Below are 16,262 nucleotides of genomic sequence, written 5' to 3' on the forward strand. Positions count from 1 at the left end.
AGGGCAGGAGTATCGGTTGCATTTCTGGTGGCTGACCTCAGAGGCTTGCAAATAGCTGCGACAGGCGTGTCGTTTCTTCCTCGATGCCGAATGGTGCGTTCAGAATGAACATCCCTGATCCCACCATCCGATGCCCTTCGCGCACCGGTGGAAATGTCACCTCATGACAAATGGCCTTGGGGAAGTTTTGCGCTTCAAGCGTCGCGATCATCCGGGCGTGGCGTTTGTCCGTCAGAACCGGGTACCACAGCGCGATCACCCCGACATTCCATTTCCGGTGCAGTTTGGCAATCACTCCGGGCAGTCGATCGTAATCGGTCTTCATCTCATAGCTTGGGTCAATCAGCAAAAGCCCCCTTCGCGGCGTCGGAGGCATCAGGGATTGCACCAGTTCAAACCCGTCCTGCCGATACACCTTCGCCCCGAACGGTGACATTGCCAAAGACAGCGCGGCATGTTCCTGGGGGTGCAGCTCGGCAAAATGCAGACTGTCCTGATCCCTCAACAGATGTGCTGCAATCATCGGCGATCCCGGATAGGCCGCGTCGCCGTGCCGGGCCTGTATGTTTTTCAGAACCCGCGCCATCGGATGTCCGGGGCCGAACCACCCTTCTCGTTTCGCGCGCTCGATTCCCGCCGCCGCCTCGCCCGTCCGCATGGATTCGTCCGCGTCCAACTGGTACAGCCCCCGTCCAGAATGCGTTTCGACATAGCTGAGCGGCTTGTCCTTCTGCGTCAAATAATTCAGCGCCCAGGCCAGCAATGCGTGCTTTTGGACATCAGCCAGATTCCCGGCGTGGTAAATGTGTTGATAAGAGAGCATTTTGCCTTCTAAAGTCCCATTCAATAAGGCGGAAAGGTGCTGATTGTCGCGGAATCAGCCCTTTTACCGGGCGTGATGGCACCCTATAAGTCATCCGTCCCGGAACCGTCGAGTCGCGGGCAGTAGAAAAACCGACATACAGGATCAGGGGAAACATGGGGATCTTTGGCAATCTGGGCGGCCTGTTCACAGCGGACATGGCCATCGACCTTGGAACGGCGAACACGCTGGTTTACGTCAAGGGGCGCGGTGTCATCCTGTCTGAGCCTTCGGTCGTAGCCTATCACGTCAAGGACGGCGTGAAGAAAGTTCTGGCTGTCGGCGAAGATGCCAAGCTGATGCTGGGCCGGACGCCCGGTTCGATCGAAGCCATCCGCCCCATGCGCGAAGGTGTGATTGCTGACTTCGATACAGCCGAAGAAATGATCAAGCACTTCATCCGCAAGGTTCACAAGCGTTCGACTTTCTCGAAGCCCAAGATCATCGTCTGCGTACCTCACGGTGCGACACCCGTTGAAAAGCGAGCGATCCGTCAGTCGGTTCTGTCCGCTGGTGCCCGCCGCGCCGGCCTGATCGCCGAACCGATCGCCGCCGCCATCGGCGCGGGCATGCCGATCACCGACCCGACCGGCAACATGGTCGTCGACATCGGTGGTGGTACAACCGAAGTGGCGGTTCTGTCGCTGGGCGACATCGTCTATGCCCGCTCGGTCCGCGTGGGTGGCGACCGCATGGATGAAGCCATCATCTCGTACCTGCGTCGCCAGCAGAACCTGCTGGTCGGTGAATCCACCGCCGAGCGGATCAAGACCACCATCGGCACGGCGCGGATGCCTGATGATGGACGCGGCCAGTCGATGCATATTCGGGGTCGTGACCTGTTGAACGGCGTACCCAAGGAAATCGAGATCAGCCAGGCCCAGGTCGCCGAGGCGCTGTCGGAACCCGTCCAGCAGATCTGCGAAGCGGTGATGACTGCGCTGGAAACCACTCCGCCCGATCTGGCCGCCGATATCGTGGATCGCGGCGTCATGCTGACAGGCGGTGGTGCATTGCTGGGTGATCTGGATCTGGCCCTGCGCGAACAGACTGGCCTGGCCGTGTCCATCGCGGACGAAAGCCTGAATTGTGTGGCTTTGGGCACCGGCAAGGCGCTAGAATACGAAAAACAGCTGCGCCACGCGATTGACTACGAAAGCTGAGGCGCGCACCTTTTAGGGGCAGTCTGAATTCGGCACGAGCAGCACGGGAAGGTAACCTGTGGCAAAAGACCGATCACAGCGCGATGACTACACGACCCCTCTGCGCCGCTTGTTGCTGGGGATCGTCATTCTGTGCTTGCTGGGCATCTTTCTGGTCTGGCGGATCGACAGCCCCCGCGTCGAGCGGTTCCGCGCGCAGGTGGTGGACGCGGTCGTACCGTCGATGGATTGGGCCATGGTGCCCGTGACCGCCGCTGTGAACCTTGTGCGCGATTTCCAAAGCTACCAGCGTCTGAGCGAGCAGAACCGCGAGCTGCGCAGCGAACTGCGCCTGATGCGTGCCTGGAAAGAGGCCGCACTGCAATTGGAGCAGGAAAATGCGCGGCTGTTGGATCTGAACAATGTCCGCCTCGACCCGCGCCTGACATACATCACGGGTGTTGTGATGGCCGACAGCGGATCACCCTTTCGGCAGTCCGTCCTGTTGAATGTGGGGGAACGCGACGGGATCGTTGATGGCTGGGCCACGATGGATGGAATCGGGCTGGTTGGCCGAATTTCCGGCGTCGGACCAGATACGGCTCGGGTGATCCTGGTGACGGACGCCACCAGCGCCATTCCGGCAACGATTCAGCCTTCTGGCCAGACCGCGTTGATCAAAGGAGACAATACTCCGGCCCCTGTGGTCGAGTTCCTGGAAAACCGAGAGCTGGTCCGCCCCGGTGATCGGGTGATCACATCCGGCGACGGTGGCGTTTTTCCGGCAGGCCTTTTGATCGGCCAGATCGCCGCGGATCCGGGCGGCCGTTTGCGCGTTCGCCTTTCAGCGGATTTTGAACGGCTCGAGTTTCTTCGCGTTCTGCGCTTCCATTCGCCCCCGCCAATTCAGGATCCGGGTGGGATCGTCGGGCCAACTCGGCCCGAAACTGCGCTTGTACCGGATGAGGTCAGCGATGGATAGGCCCGCCTCATACAACTGGGCAATGCGCGGCCTTTACGTTGCGCTGGCCTTTGTCGTGCTGTTTCTGCATTTGCTGCCGCTTGATGCGCAACCGGATCGCTGGCCTTTTCCTGATGTATTGATTGCGCTGACCTTTGCCTGGGTATTGCGGCGCCCCGATTATGTGCCCACCCTGTTGGTCGCGTTTGTCATGCTGATGGCCGATCTGTTGCTGCAACGCCCGCCGGGCCTTCTGGCCGCGCTGGTGGTGTTTGGCACAGCCTATCTGCGCTCTGCCGCTCCGGGTATGAAGGACACCGGATTTGTCGGTGAATGGATGTCTGTCGGTGTGGTGATTGCCATAGTGTTTTTGATGAACCGAGTAGTTCTGTCGATCTTGTCGGTGCAGCAGGCCGCTTTGTGGCCAGTCGTGATTCAACTTGTGCTGACAATCGCCTTCTACCCGATCATCGTGCTGTTGAGCCAAAGCGTATTTGGCGTCCACCGCCTGTCTGCTGCGGATGCCGGAGCGGTAGGGGGCGGAGCATGAAACAACGCAAACCCAAGTCGCAGGGCCTTGCCTATAAACGCCTGCCACGCCGGGCGCTGCTGCTGGGCGGTTTGCAGGCGGCTTTTATCGGCGGGCTGGCCGCACGGATGCGTTTCATGCAGGTGGATCAGGCCGACGAATACCGCCTGCTGGCCGAAGAAAACCGCATCAACATTCGACTGATCCCGCCAACCCGTGGACGTATCTATGACCGCAATGGTCAGATCATCGGTCAGAACTCACCATCCTATCGCATCGTCATCGTGCGTGAAGACGCAGGCGACGTCGACAAGGTGATTGCCAAATTGTCGGAACTCATCCCGCTGAACGACGATGAGATCGAACGCGCCCGGACCGAAATGCGCCGATCAGCGCCGTTCCTGCCGGTCACTCTGGCGGATCAGGTCACTTGGGAAGACATCTCGAAAGTCGCAGTCAATGCCCCGGCCCTTCCGGGTGTGACGCCCGAGGTCGGCCTGACACGGCAATACCCACGCTATGAGGATTTCGCCCATATCGTCGGCTATGTCGGCCCGGTCAGCGACTACGATCTCAGCAAACTCGAAGACCCCGAGCCGGTTTTGCGAATTCCCAGGTTTCAGATTGGCAAGGTCGGGTTGGAAGCCAAGCAGGAAATTGCCTTGCGTGGCAAAGCCGGCGCAAAGCGTGTCGAAGTCAATGCCACAGGGCGCGTCATGCGCGAGCTGGACCGGCAGGAAGGTCAGCCGGGTGCGGACTTGCAATTGGCGATCGATGCCGACCTGCAACAATATGCGCAAGCGCGGCTGGCAGGTGAAAGCGCGGCTGCAATTGTTCTGGATTGCGAAACCGGGGACCTGCGCGCTGTCAGCTCTACACCCAGTTTCGATCCTAATCTGTTTGTGCGCGGTATCTCGGTCGCTGATTATCGGGCATTGACGGGGGACAAGTATCGCCCTCTGGCCAACAAGTCCGTACAAGGCACTTATCCTCCGGGGTCGACGTTCAAGATGGTCACCGCATTGGCCGCGCTGGAGGCCGGCGTAATAGGCCCTGGAAACACAGTGTATTGCCCCGGACATCTGAAGGTCGGCAGCCGCAGGTTCCACTGCTGGAAGCGCGGTGGGCATGGTACGGTCGATCTGAACCTGTCGCTTAAACGCAGCTGCGACGTCTATTACTACGACGTGGCTTTGCGGGTCGGGATCGACAAGATATCCGAAATGGCCCGTACATTGGGGCTGGGCGTCAAGCACGATATTCCGATGTCGGCGGTTGCCGCTGGACTTGCCCCCAATCAGGAATGGAAGCAGCGGACACACGGTCAGGATTGGCTGGTGGGCGACACGGCCAACGCGTCCATCGGGCAAGGGTTCATGCTGGCATCACCGCTTCAACTGGCCGTCATGACGGCTCGTATAGCCACCGGCCGATCGGTGACACCGCGCCTTGTACGATCGATCGACGGTGTCGAGCAGCCTTCGGGCGCAGGGGAACCGCTGGACATCAACGCCTACAATCTGGAACAGGTGCGCAAGGCCATGTACTCGGTCTCGAATGATCGGCGGGGGACGGCCTATCGCAGTCGCATCATCGCAGACGAGTTCCGCATGGCCGGCAAAACCGGCACCAGCCAGGTCCGCAACATCACCAAGGCCGAGCGTGCCGCCGGCGTTATCCGCAACGAAGACCTCCCATGGGAACGTCGCGACCACGCCTTGTTCGTCTGCTTCGCGCCCTATGACAATCCGAAATACGCGGTTGCCGTGGTCGTTGAACATGGCGGCGGCGGGTCCAAGGCGGCGGCACCGGTCGCCCGCGATATCATGCTTCAGGCGCTCTACAACGGTACTCCGCCGCTTGAAGCATATCCGGTAGCCGACCGCGAGCGCATCAAGGAACAGCAAAAACGGCTCGAGGGCGACCGTCGCCCCAAAGCGCGTCCCGATGGAAAGGACCGCGCATGAGCTATCTTGAATATGCCGTGAAATCCACGCCGTCGGGGTTTCGGAAATTCCTGTACATGAACTGGCCGCTGACCCTGTTGCTGATCAGCACGGCCAGCGCAGGGTTCCTGATGCTGTATTCGGTTGCAGGCGGGTCGTGGACACCCTGGGCAGAACCGCAGATGGAGCGGTTCGGGCTTGGCCTGATCGCGATGTTCATCATTGCTTTGGTTCCGATCTGGTTCTGGCGCAACATGTCCGTGCTGGCCTATCTCGGGTCGGTTGCGTTGCTGGTATTCGTGGAATTGTTCGGCACCATCGGCATGGGCGCGCAGCGTTGGATCGACCTTGGATTCATGCGCCTGCAACCCTCAGAAGTCATGAAGGTGGCCCTGGTCATGGTTCTGGCGGCGTACTACGACTGGCTGCCATCGCACAAGACGTCTCGCCCTCTTTGGGTCTTTATTCCCGTGGCTCTGATTGTCCTGCCCACGCTGCTGGTTCTGAAGCAGCCGGATCTCGGCACGTCGATCCTGCTGTTGGCTGCCGGTGGCGGGCTGATGTTTCTTGCGGGTGTCCACTGGGCTTACTTTGCAGCCGTCATTGCCGCCGTCGTGGGCCTGATCGCCGCCGTGTTCAACAGTCGTGGGACCGACTGGCAGTTGCTCAAGGATTATCAGTTCCGCCGGATCGACACGTTTCTTGACCCTTCTACCGATCCTTTGGGTGCCGGGTATCACATCACGCAATCCAAGATCGCCCTTGGTTCCGGCGGCTGGAACGGGCGCGGTTTCATGCAGGGTACGCAATCCCGGCTGAACTTCCTGCCCGAGAAACACACCGATTTCATCTTCACCACCCTCGCAGAGGAGTTCGGATTCGTCGGAGGCATCACGCTCTTGATTCTCTACGCCCTGATCCTTGTGTTCTGCACGGCGACCGCATTGGCCACCAAGGATCGGTTCTCGTCACTGGTTACTCTGGGCATCGCGCTGAACTTCTTCTTGTTCTTTGCCGTCAACATGTCGATGGTGATGGGCATGGCACCGGTTGTGGGCGTCCCTCTGCCAATGGTCAGCTATGGCGGATCGGCCATGCTGGTGCTGATGGCCGCGTTCGGCATCGTCCAAAGCGCTCATATCCATCGTCCCCGCTGATCTGAAAGGCCCCCGATGCCCGTAAACGTTCTGTTTTCCGCGCGCCCTGCCCTGTGGCCCGTGTATGAACCGCTGCTCACTCGATACCTTGCGGAAGCCGGCGTTGAGGCGCGGCTCGGTACGGAATTTAACCCGGATCAGGTCGATTACGTTGTCTACGCTCCGAATGGCGGGTTACTGGATTTTTCGCCCTTTACACGCCTGAAGGCGGTTCTGAGCCTCTGGGCCGGGGTTGAAAAGATCGCGGACAATGACACGCTGACCATCCCCTTGGCGCGAATGGTGGATCACGGGCTGACGCAGGGTATGACCGAATGGGTGGTGGGCCATGTGCTGCGCTATCATCTGGGAATGGATCGCCACATCACCATCCAGGATGGCGTCTGGGCCCCGGATGCCCCACCTTTGGCGCAAGAGCGCAAAGTGTGCATTCTGGGCCTCGGCGCGTTGGGCGAAGCCGCGGCCCGCGCCCTGGCCTCGCTGAATTTCACGGTCACAGGCTGGAGCCGCACCGCCAAGGACATCCCCGGCGTAAATTGCCTGCATGGTCCTGACGGTCTACGTGACGCGCTTTCCCAGGCCGAGATACTGGTTCTGCTGCTGCCTGACACCGCTGCCACCGAAAACGCGTTGAATGCTGAAACGCTGGCCCTGCTGCCCAAGGGCGCGCGGATCATCAACCCGGGTCGCGGACCTCTGATCGATGACGATGCGCTGCTGGATGCCTTGAACGCGGGTCAGGTCGGTCACGCGACGCTGGATGTGTTCCGGGTCGAGCCCCTGCCCCCCGATCATCCGTATTGGGCACATCCGAACGTGACGGTGACCCCTCATATCGCGTCCGAGACCCGCCCGGTCACAGCCGCGCAGGTCATTTGCGAAAACATCCGGCGTGGCGAAGCCGGAGTGCCCTACGTGCACCTGGTGGATCGCGCTTTGGGCTACTGATTTCAGGCCGCGATCAGACCGCGGCCTTTCAACAGGGCGTCAACCCCCGGCAATCTTCCCCGGAACGCCAGATACAGGTCTTCTGCCTCGCGCGAACCGCCAGTGGACAGGATGTTGTCCTCCAACGCTTTGGCGCGTTCGGGGTCAAAGGCACCTCCCGCCTCTTCAAAGGCGGCAAAGGCGTCGGCATCCATCACTTCGGACCACATATAGCTGTAATACCCCGAGCTGTAGCCATCGCCTGCGAAGACATGCGCGAAATGCGGAGTAGCGTGGCGCATTCCAATGGCCTTCGGCATCCCCAACCCGGCCAAAACTTCTGACTGTTTCGCCATCGGATCTGTCGGCGCCTCGCCATCGTGGAAGGCCAGATCAACAAGGGCCGAGGCGACATATTCCACCGTCTGGAATCCCTGATCGAAATTGGCCGCCTTCAGCACCTTTTGCAGCATTTCCTGCGGCATCGGCTCGCCCGTTTCCGCATGGGTCGCAAACTCGGCAAGAACCTCGGGCACTTCCAGCCAGTGTTCGTAAAGCTGGCTGGGCAATTCTACGAAATCGCGCGCCACAGACGTGCCCGAGATGCTTTCATATGTCACGTTGGACAGCATCTGGTGCAGGGCATGGCCGAATTCATGAAACAGAGTCCGCGCGTCATCATAGGACAGCAGGGCGGGATCCCCCTTGGCAAAGTTGCAGACATTGATGACAACCGGTGTCTGCTTCTTTGGGAATTTGGCCTGCGCCCTCGTCGCGCTGCACCAGGCACCTGACCGCTTGGACCCTCGTGCAAAGTAGTCTCCGATAAATACGGCAACATGCTGCCCGTCGCGGGTAACGTCCCAAGCCCGGCAATCCGGGTGATAGAGGGGTACGTCCAACGGTTTGAATTCCAGCCCGAAAAGCCGGTTGGCGCAGGCAAACGAAGCCTCGATCATACGATCCAGTTGCAGATAGGGTTTCAACGCGGCCTCATCCAGATCATGTTCCGCCTTGCGCCGCTTTTCAGCATAGTACCGCCAATCCCAGGCTTCCAGCGGGCCGTTGATGCCGTCTTCCTGCATCATCTGCGTCAGAACATCCGCGTCGGTGTCGGCGCGGGACTTGGCCGGTTCCCAAACCTGCATCAACAGTTCACGCACCCGATCCGGAGTGCGCGCCATCTCGGTTTCCAGCTTGTAGTCGGCGAACGTGTCATAGCCCAGAAGCTTGGCACGCTCATCGCGCAAGGCCAGGATCTCGGCCGCGATATCTCGGTTGTCTGTCTCGCCCCCATTGGCACCGCGTGCGGCCCAGGCGCGATAGGCTTTTTCACGCAGGTCCCGGCGGGGCGAGAATTGCAGAAACGGCACGATCAGCGACCGTGACAAGGTGACCACCGGCCCCTTGGCTTTCTTCTCCTGCCCCGCGGCACGCGCCGCGTCCACGACGAAATCCGGCAGGCCGTTCAGATCCTCTTCGGTCAGATCCATGTACCAGTCCCGCTCATCCGCCAGCAAGTTCTGGGTAAACGACGTGCCCAGCGACGCGAGGCGCGACTTGATCTCTTGCATGCGGGCGTCTTCGTCCCCTTCCAAAGCCGCGCCGGCACGCACAAAGCCCCGGTGGGTCAGCATCAGCACACGCGCCTGCTCCTCGGTCAGGTCAAGATCATCGCGCCGTGCCCATAGGTCGGCCACACGTTTGAACAGCGACTTGTTGGAAGAAATGCCCGAAAAATGCGCCGAAAGCCTGGGGGAAAACGCGCGTTGCAGTTCTTCCCGCTTGGGGTTGCTGTCCGCGCCCGCAATCGTGAAGAAGACCGACAGAACCTTGTCCAGTTGCCCGCCCGCAGCCTCGAGCGCCTCGATCGTGTTGGCGAATGTGGGGGTATCCGGATTTGCCGCTATCGCGTCAATCTCGGCGTTATGCTCTTTCATCGCCTGCTCCAGTGCCGGCGAGAAATCATCATCCGAGATATCGGAAAAAGGGGCGATTTCAAACGGTGTGGTCCAGTTGGACAGGATCGGGTTGGTCATGCGGATCTCCTTTGATCCCATAGCTATGTCGCCATGGCCGGGTGTTCCAGAACACCCATCCCATGTGAAGAAAAGTTAATCGTTTCTCATGCCACAAACGGGGCAATCGTCCCGGCGGGTCAGAACAATCTTTCGGCTTTCGCCGTACAGCGCGTCATAGATCAGCATCTCGCCGCGCAGCGCCACGCCGGCGCCCGTTATCACCTTGATCGCCTCGACCGCCATCATCGATCCGACGACGCCCGGCAGCGGGCCGATCACGCCGGCCTCGGAACAGGACGGGGCCAGACCGGGGGCCGGGGCCTCTGGGAAGATGCACTGATAGCAGGGGCTGCCATTGGCCGGGTCAAACACACTCAGCTGACCTTCCCACTGCGACAAAGCCCCCGAGATCAGCGGTTTGCCCAGCGCGACGGCGGTTCGGTTTGCCAGATACCGGGTCTCAAAATTGTCGGTTCCGTCAAGAATCAGATCGAAGTCTGCAAACAGGTCGGTGGCGATTTCCTCGCTCAAGCGGCGGTGATAGGGCAGAACAACGACGTTCGGGTTTTGCGCCTCCATCGCCTGCTGCGCCGAAAAGACCTTGGGCATTCCAATATCCGCGTCCCGGTGAATGACCTGTCGTTGCAGGTTGGCATTCTCGACAACGTCATCGTCGATGATCCCGATCGTGCCGACACCCGCAGCCGCCAGATATTGCAGCGCAGGTGCACCCAGACCACCTGCGCCGATCACCAGTACGCGGGCTTTTTTAAGTTTTTTCTGACCGGGCCCACCCAGTTCGCGCAAAACGATATGGCGGGCATAGCGGTCTAGCTCGGCCTCGGTAAATCGGTCCGAGGGCATGTCGGGCTCCGGTTCCGAAGTTGAAACTGCGCGGTTACGCAAGGCTTTGAGTATTCTGCCATACAGCAAAGCCAGCGCCGCGAAACCCACGAGGATCAGCCAAAGCGCCGCAGACCCACCCGTTGCTTCGCGAAGAGGGTGCCCATCCGGCAAGATCAGATGGGACAGTATGACGCCGGCCAGCAACATACTCACGGAAACCACCCGCGCTTTTTTCGACGTGCCGGCGATATAACCGACACCCCAAAGCCCAGCAGCCAGGATGAAAACCAACAGCATCAGCCGCGCCCGGTCGAGCCGAAACCGCCAGCCCCGCGATCGGTTTCGCCCAGAGCCTGAGCCAGTTCAAACGTTGCCTGCACTACCGGCGCGACCACAAGCTGCGCGATACGATCTCCGTGGGCGATCTCGAACCGTTCCTGTCCCGCATTCATCACGATCACGCCCAAAGGCCCACGATAGTCGCTGTCGATAGTGCCCGGCGTGTTGGGCAGTGTAATCCCATGCTTCAACGCAAGGCCCGAGCGGGGCCGAACCTGCACCTCATACCCTTGTGGGATTTCAATGCGCAGGCCGGTCGGCACCAGCGCCCGCTGACCGGGGTCCAGCGTAATCGGCGCGCCGCCGGGCAGATTGGCACGCACGTCCGCGCCGGCCGCCCCCGAGGTTTCGTAAGAGGGAAGCGCCACGGCGGGGTCTGCCCCGTCTTCGCGGATCACCCGGATTGCAACCATGCCCTTGCCTTTCCTTCAGCCCGCCAACGCGTCCGCGATTTTCGCCGCCAGACGCCGGGCAACTTCGCCTTTGCCCATACGGGGCCATTCCTCGGCCCCGTTGTCCGAAATCAGGATGACCGCATTCTCTGACCCGCCCATAATGCCTGTTGCAGGGCTGACATCGTTTGCGACGATCCAGTCGCAGCCTTTGCGCAGACGCTTGGCCGTGGCGTGTTCGATCACATTGTCGGTCTCGGCCGCAAAGCCTACAACCAACGGCGGGCGGTTCACGCCCATCCCGGAAACACGTTTCAGAATGTCCGGGTTTTCGGCGAATTCCAGTACCGGCAGGCCATCGCGGCTTTTTTTCAGCTTCTTGTCCGATGCGCTGGCGACCCGCCAGTCCGCGACCGCAGCCGCGAATATTCCGGCATCGACGGGCAGAGCTGCATCAACCGCATCAGACATCTGTTGCGCGGTTTCGACAGGTACGACCCGCACACCCGCCGGGGGCGGCACGTCTGCCGGGCCAGTCACAAAGGTCACCTCGGCCCCCAATTCCGCCAGCGCCCGGGCCACGGCGGCACCTTGGGCCCCGGACGAACGGTTGGCTATGTACCGGACCGGATCTATCGGCTCATGCGTCGGGCCGGACGTCACCAGCACCCGCCTGCCCGCCAAGGGCCCCGCAGACAACCGAGCCTCAACCGCCGTGACAATTTCCAGCGGCTCGGACATGCGCCCGGGGCCGTATTCGCCACAGGCCATGTCGCCTTCGTTCGGGCCCACAAAGCGCACGCCATCCGCTTGCAGCTGCTTCAGGTTTCGCTGTGTTGCCGGGTGGGTCCACATGCGCACATTCATCGCGGGCGCACACAGAACGGGTGTGTCCGTGGCCATCAGAAGGGTCGAGGCCAGATCGTTGGCCAGCCCTGCGGCCATCTTGCCCATCAGATCCGCCGTTGCGGGGGCCACAACGATCAGATCCGCAGAGCGCGACAGTTGAATATGCCCCATCTCGGCCTCATCAGTGAGGTCAAACAGATCGCGATAGCCTTTTTCACCTGCCAGAGCCGAAACGGACAGCGGTGTCACAAACTCTTCCGCAGCGCGCGTCAATACAGGGGTTACGTCCGCGCCACGCTCGCGCAATCTGCGGATCAGGTCCAGCGATTTGTAAGCCGCGATTCCGCCACCGATAATCAGCAGAATGCGTTTGGATGACAGCATGTTCAGCCCTTCCCGTCCCGGTCGGCCCCGACATTAGGCAAGGCCCGCAGGTAGTTCCAGCGATTAATTCTGAACCTGAAATGCCGCACAGGGGTCTTCGCGCTCGGCCGTGGGGCTATCAATCACGATATCGAATTCTCCGTCGATCGCTCCATCCTCGGATTGTCCGACGGCCACGACTTTCCAACCTGGTCTGAGGCGCGCAAGATAGGTCGGTATGCCCCGATCTTTTCGCGCATGACCATTTCCGGTGATCACGGCAACCGGACCCCCGGTTTCGTCCATCGCACGGACCACGGCACGGGCCAGCACAGCATCGCGCAATCGTTGGATCGCAACCATCTGGGGCAACATTTCAGCCGGAAGCGCATCGCAATGCGCCGCCAACTGGTCGGCTTCGCGCGCGGCTTGTTCTTCGGGCGATAGAGGCACCGTCAGACCATAACGCGCCGCGTCTGCCCCCAACGCCGTGGCGGCACCGCGTTCCATCGCGGCACGCGCAGCAGCACGCGGAACCATGGCCCCGTAAACCGGCGCGCCCGATGCCTCGAACACCGGATAATACATGCTGAGCGGCGGCCAGCCACTTTCAGCCCATTCCAGAATACGGCTCAGTTCTTCTGGGTTGGACACAGCTTTCTGAGCGAGCCTCTGCGCGCCCTCTTCCGTGACCATTTCCCAGACGACGGCCGAGGGTGAAACAGCCTTGAGCGCCTCGGCCTGCACCAGATGATGCGTCGGGTTGTCGTGAACTTCCCCCAATATCACGACATCGGCGTCCCGCATCGCGGACATGGCATCAGCGGGAACAAGTCGATCTGCCAGCCCCGGTCGCGCTGCCGCAACCGTAAGACCCAGAAGGCACACAAGAATCGCAAACTGTTTCATGCGATGAAGTGTTGCACCTCGCGCGACTGGGCTTCAAGGTTCTTGCGCATTTTCGCGAAGGCTGCGGCCTCAAGCTGTCGTACACGTTCTTTTGACAGACCCAGCTCGGTTCCCAAGCTTTCCAAGGTTCGCGCGGGGTCTCGCAGCTTGCGCTCGCGCACGATGAAACGCTCGCGATCATTCAAGGCATTCATCGCCGTCAACAGCCACTTGCGCAATTGTTCGGTATCATGGCTGTGTTCAACTGCTTCGGCTGCCTGCTCGCGGTCATCTTCCAGAGCATCGATCCACTCGCGCCCATCCTCATCAGCGGATTGCACCGCATTCAGCGAAAAATCAGAGCCGGACAGACGACCTTCCATCATCTCGACGTCGCGCAGCGGCACACCGATTTCCGTGGCGATCATCTGATGCAACTGATGACGGTCCAGTTCCTGACCTTCGGTGGCGGCTTCACGTTCCAGCCGGGCCTGAACTCGCCGCATGTTGAAGAATAGCGACTTCTGAGATGAGGTTGACCCGGTCCGAACCATGGACCAGTTCCGCATCACATAGTCCTGAATGCTTGCCTTGATCCACCATACGGCATAGGTCGAAAACCGCACGCCGCGATCTGGATCGAACTTGTCTGCGGCCTTCATCAGGCCAAGGCCTGCTTCCTGAATGAGATCATTCATCGGCGCGCCATAGCGCTTGAACTTGGCCGCCATCGAAATCGCCAGACGCATATAGGCGGTGATCAGACGGTGCAACGCCTGTTCATCACGCTCGTCACGCCAGGCATAAGCCAGTTTCAGTTCGGTTTCCGCATCCAGCAGCTCGGCCTTCATTGCTTGCCGGGACATCGAAAAGTCCGTCGCATTATCCAGTGCCATAAACCTCTCCCCTGTTTGCAGGTACTGGTCAGACTTGCTTTGCCGACCTATGACCATTACGCAAAACAGCACCAAACGGATCAACTATAGGTAAGTACTGTGTCGCCGGATTTAACCTTGGTTCTGGGTGGGGCCGCGTCGGGCAAGTCGGTTTTCGCCGAAGAACTGGTTGTTTCCCAGGGGAAAAGCCGAGTTTACCTTGCGACATCACAAGTGTTTGATGACGAGATGCGCCAGAAGGTAGAGCGCCATCTTGAACAACGCGGCGACGGTTGGACCACGGTTGAAGAACCCTTCGATCCGGGGCCGGTTCTGGCCACATTGTCGCCCGATCAGATTTGCCTGATTGACTGCGCCACCATGTGGCTGAGCAACCACCTGTTGACTGATACCGATCTGGAAGCGGCACAAACCGCCCTGCTTGACGCCCTTCGTGGATGCCCCGCGCAAATCGTGATGGTCTCGAACGAAGTTGGCCACGGTATTGTCCCGGACAACGACCTGGCCCGGCGGTTTCGCGAAGCCCAGGGGCGGTTGAATATAGCACTTGCAGCGCAGGCCGATCTGGTGGTGCAGATCACCGCCGGATTGCCCTTGGTTCTGAAAGGGCAATTGCCGTGACGCGCCTTCACCTTGTTCGACACGGGCCGACGCACGCGAAAACCATGGTCGGCTGGTCCGACCTGCCCGCCGACCTGAGTGATACAGCCGCACTGAAACGTCTGAACGACCATTTGCCGCCCGAGGCGCTTGTGATCTCGTCCGATCTGTCACGGGCAGTTGAAACCGCCACGGCCATACAAGGCCAACGTCAACGTCTTCCTCATCATCCGGGCTTGCGGGAAATCCATTTTGGTCACTGGGAGTTGCGCGGATTTGCCGAAATCGAAGCCGAAGACCCGGAACTGGCCTTTGCATATTGGGACAACCCCGGCGATGTCCGCCCGCCGCAGGGTGAAAGCTGGAACGACGTCCGCAATCGGGTCGACGCGGCGATCGACACGCTTGTTTCAGCACATTCAGGCGGCGATCTGGTCATCGTTGCGCATTTCGGCGTTATCCTAACTCAGGTGCAGCGCGCCCTTGATCTGGACGGACAACAGACTTTTTCACACCGAATCGACAACTTGTCGGTGACGGATATCCTGATCGACGCAGACAGGTGGTCCGTCGGTACAATCAATCACCTTCCGTGAACAGACCCCGCACAAATCACTGTTTTACCGAACTGCGAACCTGCGGCATCGTCTGCGCATGACATATGATTTGTATATCGGCGACCGCCTCTTCTCCAGCTGGTCAATGCGTGGCTGGTTGATGCTTGAGAAATTCAACCTGCCCTACAGAAGCCACATGATTGGCCTGTATTCGGGCACCATGGCACAGGATATGGAGCCCTTGGCCCCAGCGCGACTTGTTCCTGCCCTGCGCTTACCGGAAGGAACTGTGGTGGGCGAAAGCCTGGCCATCGCTGAAACCCTGGCCGAGCGCCACCCTGATGCCGGGTTGTGGCCATCAGATCCCGCCGCCCGGGCAACCGCCCGCTGGCTGTGCGCCGAGATGGTGGCAGGGTTTGTTTCCTTGCGGGGTGAATGCCCGATGCAATTGCTGCACGTCTGGCAGGGTTTCGACCCATCAGATGAAACACTGGCAGATCTGGCACGCATCGAAACACTCTGGGATCATGCGCGCACAGTGTCAGGTGTGGAACAAGGCCCGTTGTTTGGCACGTATTCGCTGGCGGACGTGTTTTACACACCTGTCGCAGCGCGGATCATCGGATATGGGCTGCCAGTATCCAAGGTGAACCGGACCTATTGCCTGGACCTTTTGTCAGACCCCGCCGTCAGACAATGGCGCGCAATGGGCCTGACTGTCAGATACGACCCTTTTCCCTATCGTCAGGATTTGCCGTCCAAGCCTTGGCCGATCAGAGGGGTTTCAACCGCCAAGCCGGCCTCCGGCCCGTCAATCAACCAAGTTTGCCCGTATTCCGGCAAACCCGTTGGGGAATTTCTGGAGTTAGATGGCAAATGCTGGGGCTTCTGCAATCCATTCTGCCGCGACAAAACCGTTGCCGATCCCGACGCGTGGCCAAAATTCGCTGCATTGCGCGCAACCGTTAACGACTCTTAAACCACAAT

The 16,262-nt window shown here is 60.1% G+C and carries 16 protein-coding genes; 9 read left to right on the forward strand and 7 right to left on the reverse strand.

Going from position 1 to position 16,262, the window contains the following annotated elements; genetic code table 11:
• Window positions 1-37: 37 nt before the first annotated feature.
• Window positions 38-823 carry a 23S rRNA (adenine(2030)-N(6))-methyltransferase RlmJ gene (locus GOW31_RS14835; RefSeq protein ID WP_171171076.1) on the reverse strand — a complete coding sequence of 262 codons (786 nt, stop codon included), beginning with the start codon at window positions 821-823 and terminating at the stop codon, window positions 38-40.
• Window positions 824-978: 155 nt separating this feature from the next.
• Between GOW31_RS14835 and GOW31_RS14840 the strand changes: the two genes are divergently transcribed.
• The 6 genes from GOW31_RS14840 to GOW31_RS14865 are packed head-to-tail and all read left to right on the forward strand — an operon-like array spanning window position 979 to window position 7,545.
• Window positions 979-2,025 carry a rod shape-determining protein gene (locus tag GOW31_RS14840; protein ID WP_039523195.1) on the forward strand — a complete coding sequence of 349 codons (1,047 nt, stop codon included), beginning with the start codon at window positions 979-981 and terminating at the stop codon, window positions 2,023-2,025.
• A 58-nt stretch (window positions 2,026-2,083) separates the two neighbouring features.
• A complete protein-coding gene (mreC, locus tag GOW31_RS14845; RefSeq protein WP_170346418.1) occupies window positions 2,084-2,986 on the forward strand; it encodes a rod shape-determining protein MreC in 903 nt (300 codons plus the stop codon).
• Entirely contained in the window at window positions 2,979-3,515 is a 537-nt protein-coding gene (locus tag GOW31_RS14850; protein ID WP_171171078.1) for a rod shape-determining protein MreD, read from the forward strand. Before mreC ends, GOW31_RS14850 begins: the two co-directional genes overlap by 8 nt.
• A complete protein-coding gene (gene mrdA / locus GOW31_RS14855) occupies window positions 3,512-5,461 on the forward strand; it encodes a penicillin-binding protein 2 (RefSeq protein ID WP_171119658.1) in 1,950 nt (649 codons plus the stop codon). Before GOW31_RS14850 ends, mrdA begins: the two co-directional genes overlap by 4 nt.
• The gene (rodA, locus tag GOW31_RS14860; RefSeq protein WP_171171080.1) at window positions 5,458-6,597 is read left to right on the forward strand and encodes a rod shape-determining protein RodA; all 1,140 of its coding nucleotides are present in this window, start codon (window positions 5,458-5,460) and stop codon (window positions 6,595-6,597) included. The genes mrdA and rodA overlap by 4 nt, the downstream gene beginning before the upstream one ends.
• Window positions 6,598-6,612: 15 nt before the next feature.
• Window positions 6,613-7,545 carry a glyoxylate/hydroxypyruvate reductase A gene (locus tag GOW31_RS14865; RefSeq protein ID WP_171171082.1) on the forward strand — a complete coding sequence of 311 codons (933 nt, stop codon included), beginning with the start codon at window positions 6,613-6,615 and terminating at the stop codon, window positions 7,543-7,545.
• 2 nt (window positions 7,546-7,547) lie between these two features.
• On the opposite strand, the gene GOW31_RS14870 is transcribed toward GOW31_RS14865, so the two are convergent.
• The 6 genes from GOW31_RS14870 to GOW31_RS14895 all read right to left on the reverse strand — a co-directional run bounded on the left by GOW31_RS14870 (window position 7,548) and on the right by GOW31_RS14895 (window position 14,118).
• A complete protein-coding gene (locus tag GOW31_RS14870; RefSeq protein WP_171171084.1) occupies window positions 7,548-9,563 on the reverse strand; it encodes a M3 family metallopeptidase in 2,016 nt (671 codons plus the stop codon).
• 75 nt (window positions 9,564-9,638) lie between these two features.
• The gene (locus GOW31_RS14875; RefSeq protein WP_171171086.1) at window positions 9,639-10,688 is read right to left on the reverse strand and encodes a HesA/MoeB/ThiF family protein; all 1,050 of its coding nucleotides are present in this window, start codon (window positions 10,686-10,688) and stop codon (window positions 9,639-9,641) included.
• Window positions 10,688-11,143 (reverse strand): dUTP diphosphatase, encoded by a 456-nt coding sequence (gene dut, locus GOW31_RS14880; RefSeq protein WP_171119662.1) that lies wholly within the window; start codon window positions 11,141-11,143, stop codon window positions 10,688-10,690. The genes GOW31_RS14875 and dut overlap by 1 nt, the downstream gene beginning before the upstream one ends.
• Before the next feature lie 15 nt (window positions 11,144-11,158).
• The gene (coaBC, locus tag GOW31_RS14885) at window positions 11,159-12,355 is read right to left on the reverse strand and encodes a bifunctional phosphopantothenoylcysteine decarboxylase/phosphopantothenate--cysteine ligase CoaBC (protein WP_171171088.1); all 1,197 of its coding nucleotides are present in this window, start codon (window positions 12,353-12,355) and stop codon (window positions 11,159-11,161) included.
• A gap of 63 nt (window positions 12,356-12,418) precedes the next feature.
• Window positions 12,419-13,243 carry a ChaN family lipoprotein gene (locus tag GOW31_RS14890; protein WP_171171090.1) on the reverse strand — a complete coding sequence of 275 codons (825 nt, stop codon included), beginning with the start codon at window positions 13,241-13,243 and terminating at the stop codon, window positions 12,419-12,421.
• On the reverse strand, window positions 13,240-14,118 hold the full coding sequence (locus GOW31_RS14895; protein WP_152456879.1) for an RNA polymerase factor sigma-32: 879 nt from the start codon (window positions 14,116-14,118) through the stop codon (window positions 13,240-13,242). Before GOW31_RS14895 ends, GOW31_RS14890 begins: the two co-directional genes overlap by 4 nt.
• A gap of 99 nt (window positions 14,119-14,217) precedes the next feature.
• Here GOW31_RS14895 and cobU point away from each other — a divergent pair, with 99 nt between their 5' ends.
• Genes cobU through GOW31_RS14910 form a run of 3 tightly spaced genes read left to right on the forward strand, consistent with a single transcriptional unit; the run spans window position 14,218 to window position 16,254 of the window.
• On the forward strand, window positions 14,218-14,739 hold the full coding sequence (gene cobU / locus GOW31_RS14900; protein ID WP_171171092.1) for a bifunctional adenosylcobinamide kinase/adenosylcobinamide-phosphate guanylyltransferase: 522 nt from the start codon (window positions 14,218-14,220) through the stop codon (window positions 14,737-14,739).
• Window positions 14,736-15,314, forward strand: a complete 579-nt coding sequence (locus GOW31_RS14905) for a histidine phosphatase family protein (RefSeq protein ID WP_171171094.1) — start codon at window positions 14,736-14,738, stop codon at window positions 15,312-15,314. Before cobU ends, GOW31_RS14905 begins: the two co-directional genes overlap by 4 nt.
• 58 nt (window positions 15,315-15,372) lie before the next feature.
• Window positions 15,373-16,254 carry a glutathione S-transferase gene (locus GOW31_RS14910; protein ID WP_171171096.1) on the forward strand — a complete coding sequence of 294 codons (882 nt, stop codon included), beginning with the start codon at window positions 15,373-15,375 and terminating at the stop codon, window positions 16,252-16,254.
• Window positions 16,255-16,262: the final 8 nt, after the last annotated feature.

Source organism: Ruegeria sp. HKCCA0370, assembly GCF_013033705.1.
GTDB lineage: Bacteria > Pseudomonadota > Alphaproteobacteria > Rhodobacterales > Rhodobacteraceae > Ruegeria.

Coding starts and splice junctions, on each gene's coding strand:
- GOW31_RS14835 (WP_171171076.1), bottom strand. CDS start 823: ATGCTCTCTTATCAACACATTTACCACGCCGGGAATCTGGCTGATGTC.
- dut (WP_171119662.1), bottom strand. CDS start 11,143: ATGGTTGCAATCCGGGTGATCCGCGAAGACGGGGCAGACCCCGCCGTG.
- GOW31_RS14865 (WP_171171082.1), top strand. CDS start 6,613: ATGCCCGTAAACGTTCTGTTTTCCGCGCGCCCTGCCCTGTGGCCCGTG.
- GOW31_RS14850 (WP_171171078.1), top strand. CDS start 2,979: ATGGATAGGCCCGCCTCATACAACTGGGCAATGCGCGGCCTTTACGTT.
- coaBC (WP_171171088.1), bottom strand. CDS start 12,355: ATGCTGTCATCCAAACGCATTCTGCTGATTATCGGTGGCGGAATCGCG.
- mrdA (WP_171119658.1), top strand. CDS start 3,512: ATGAAACAACGCAAACCCAAGTCGCAGGGCCTTGCCTATAAACGCCTG.
- GOW31_RS14870 (WP_171171084.1), bottom strand. CDS start 9,563: ATGACCAACCCGATCCTGTCCAACTGGACCACACCGTTTGAAATCGCC.
- GOW31_RS14840 (WP_039523195.1), top strand. CDS start 979: ATGGGGATCTTTGGCAATCTGGGCGGCCTGTTCACAGCGGACATGGCC.
- rodA (WP_171171080.1), top strand. CDS start 5,458: ATGAGCTATCTTGAATATGCCGTGAAATCCACGCCGTCGGGGTTTCGG.
- GOW31_RS14890 (WP_171171090.1), bottom strand. CDS start 13,243: ATGAAACAGTTTGCGATTCTTGTGTGCCTTCTGGGTCTTACGGTTGCG.
- GOW31_RS14895 (WP_152456879.1), bottom strand. CDS start 14,118: ATGGCACTGGATAATGCGACGGACTTTTCGATGTCCCGGCAAGCAATG.
- GOW31_RS14875 (WP_171171086.1), bottom strand. CDS start 10,688: ATGCTGTTGGTTTTCATCCTGGCTGCTGGGCTTTGGGGTGTCGGTTAT.
- GOW31_RS14910 (WP_171171096.1), top strand. CDS start 15,373: ATGACATATGATTTGTATATCGGCGACCGCCTCTTCTCCAGCTGGTCA.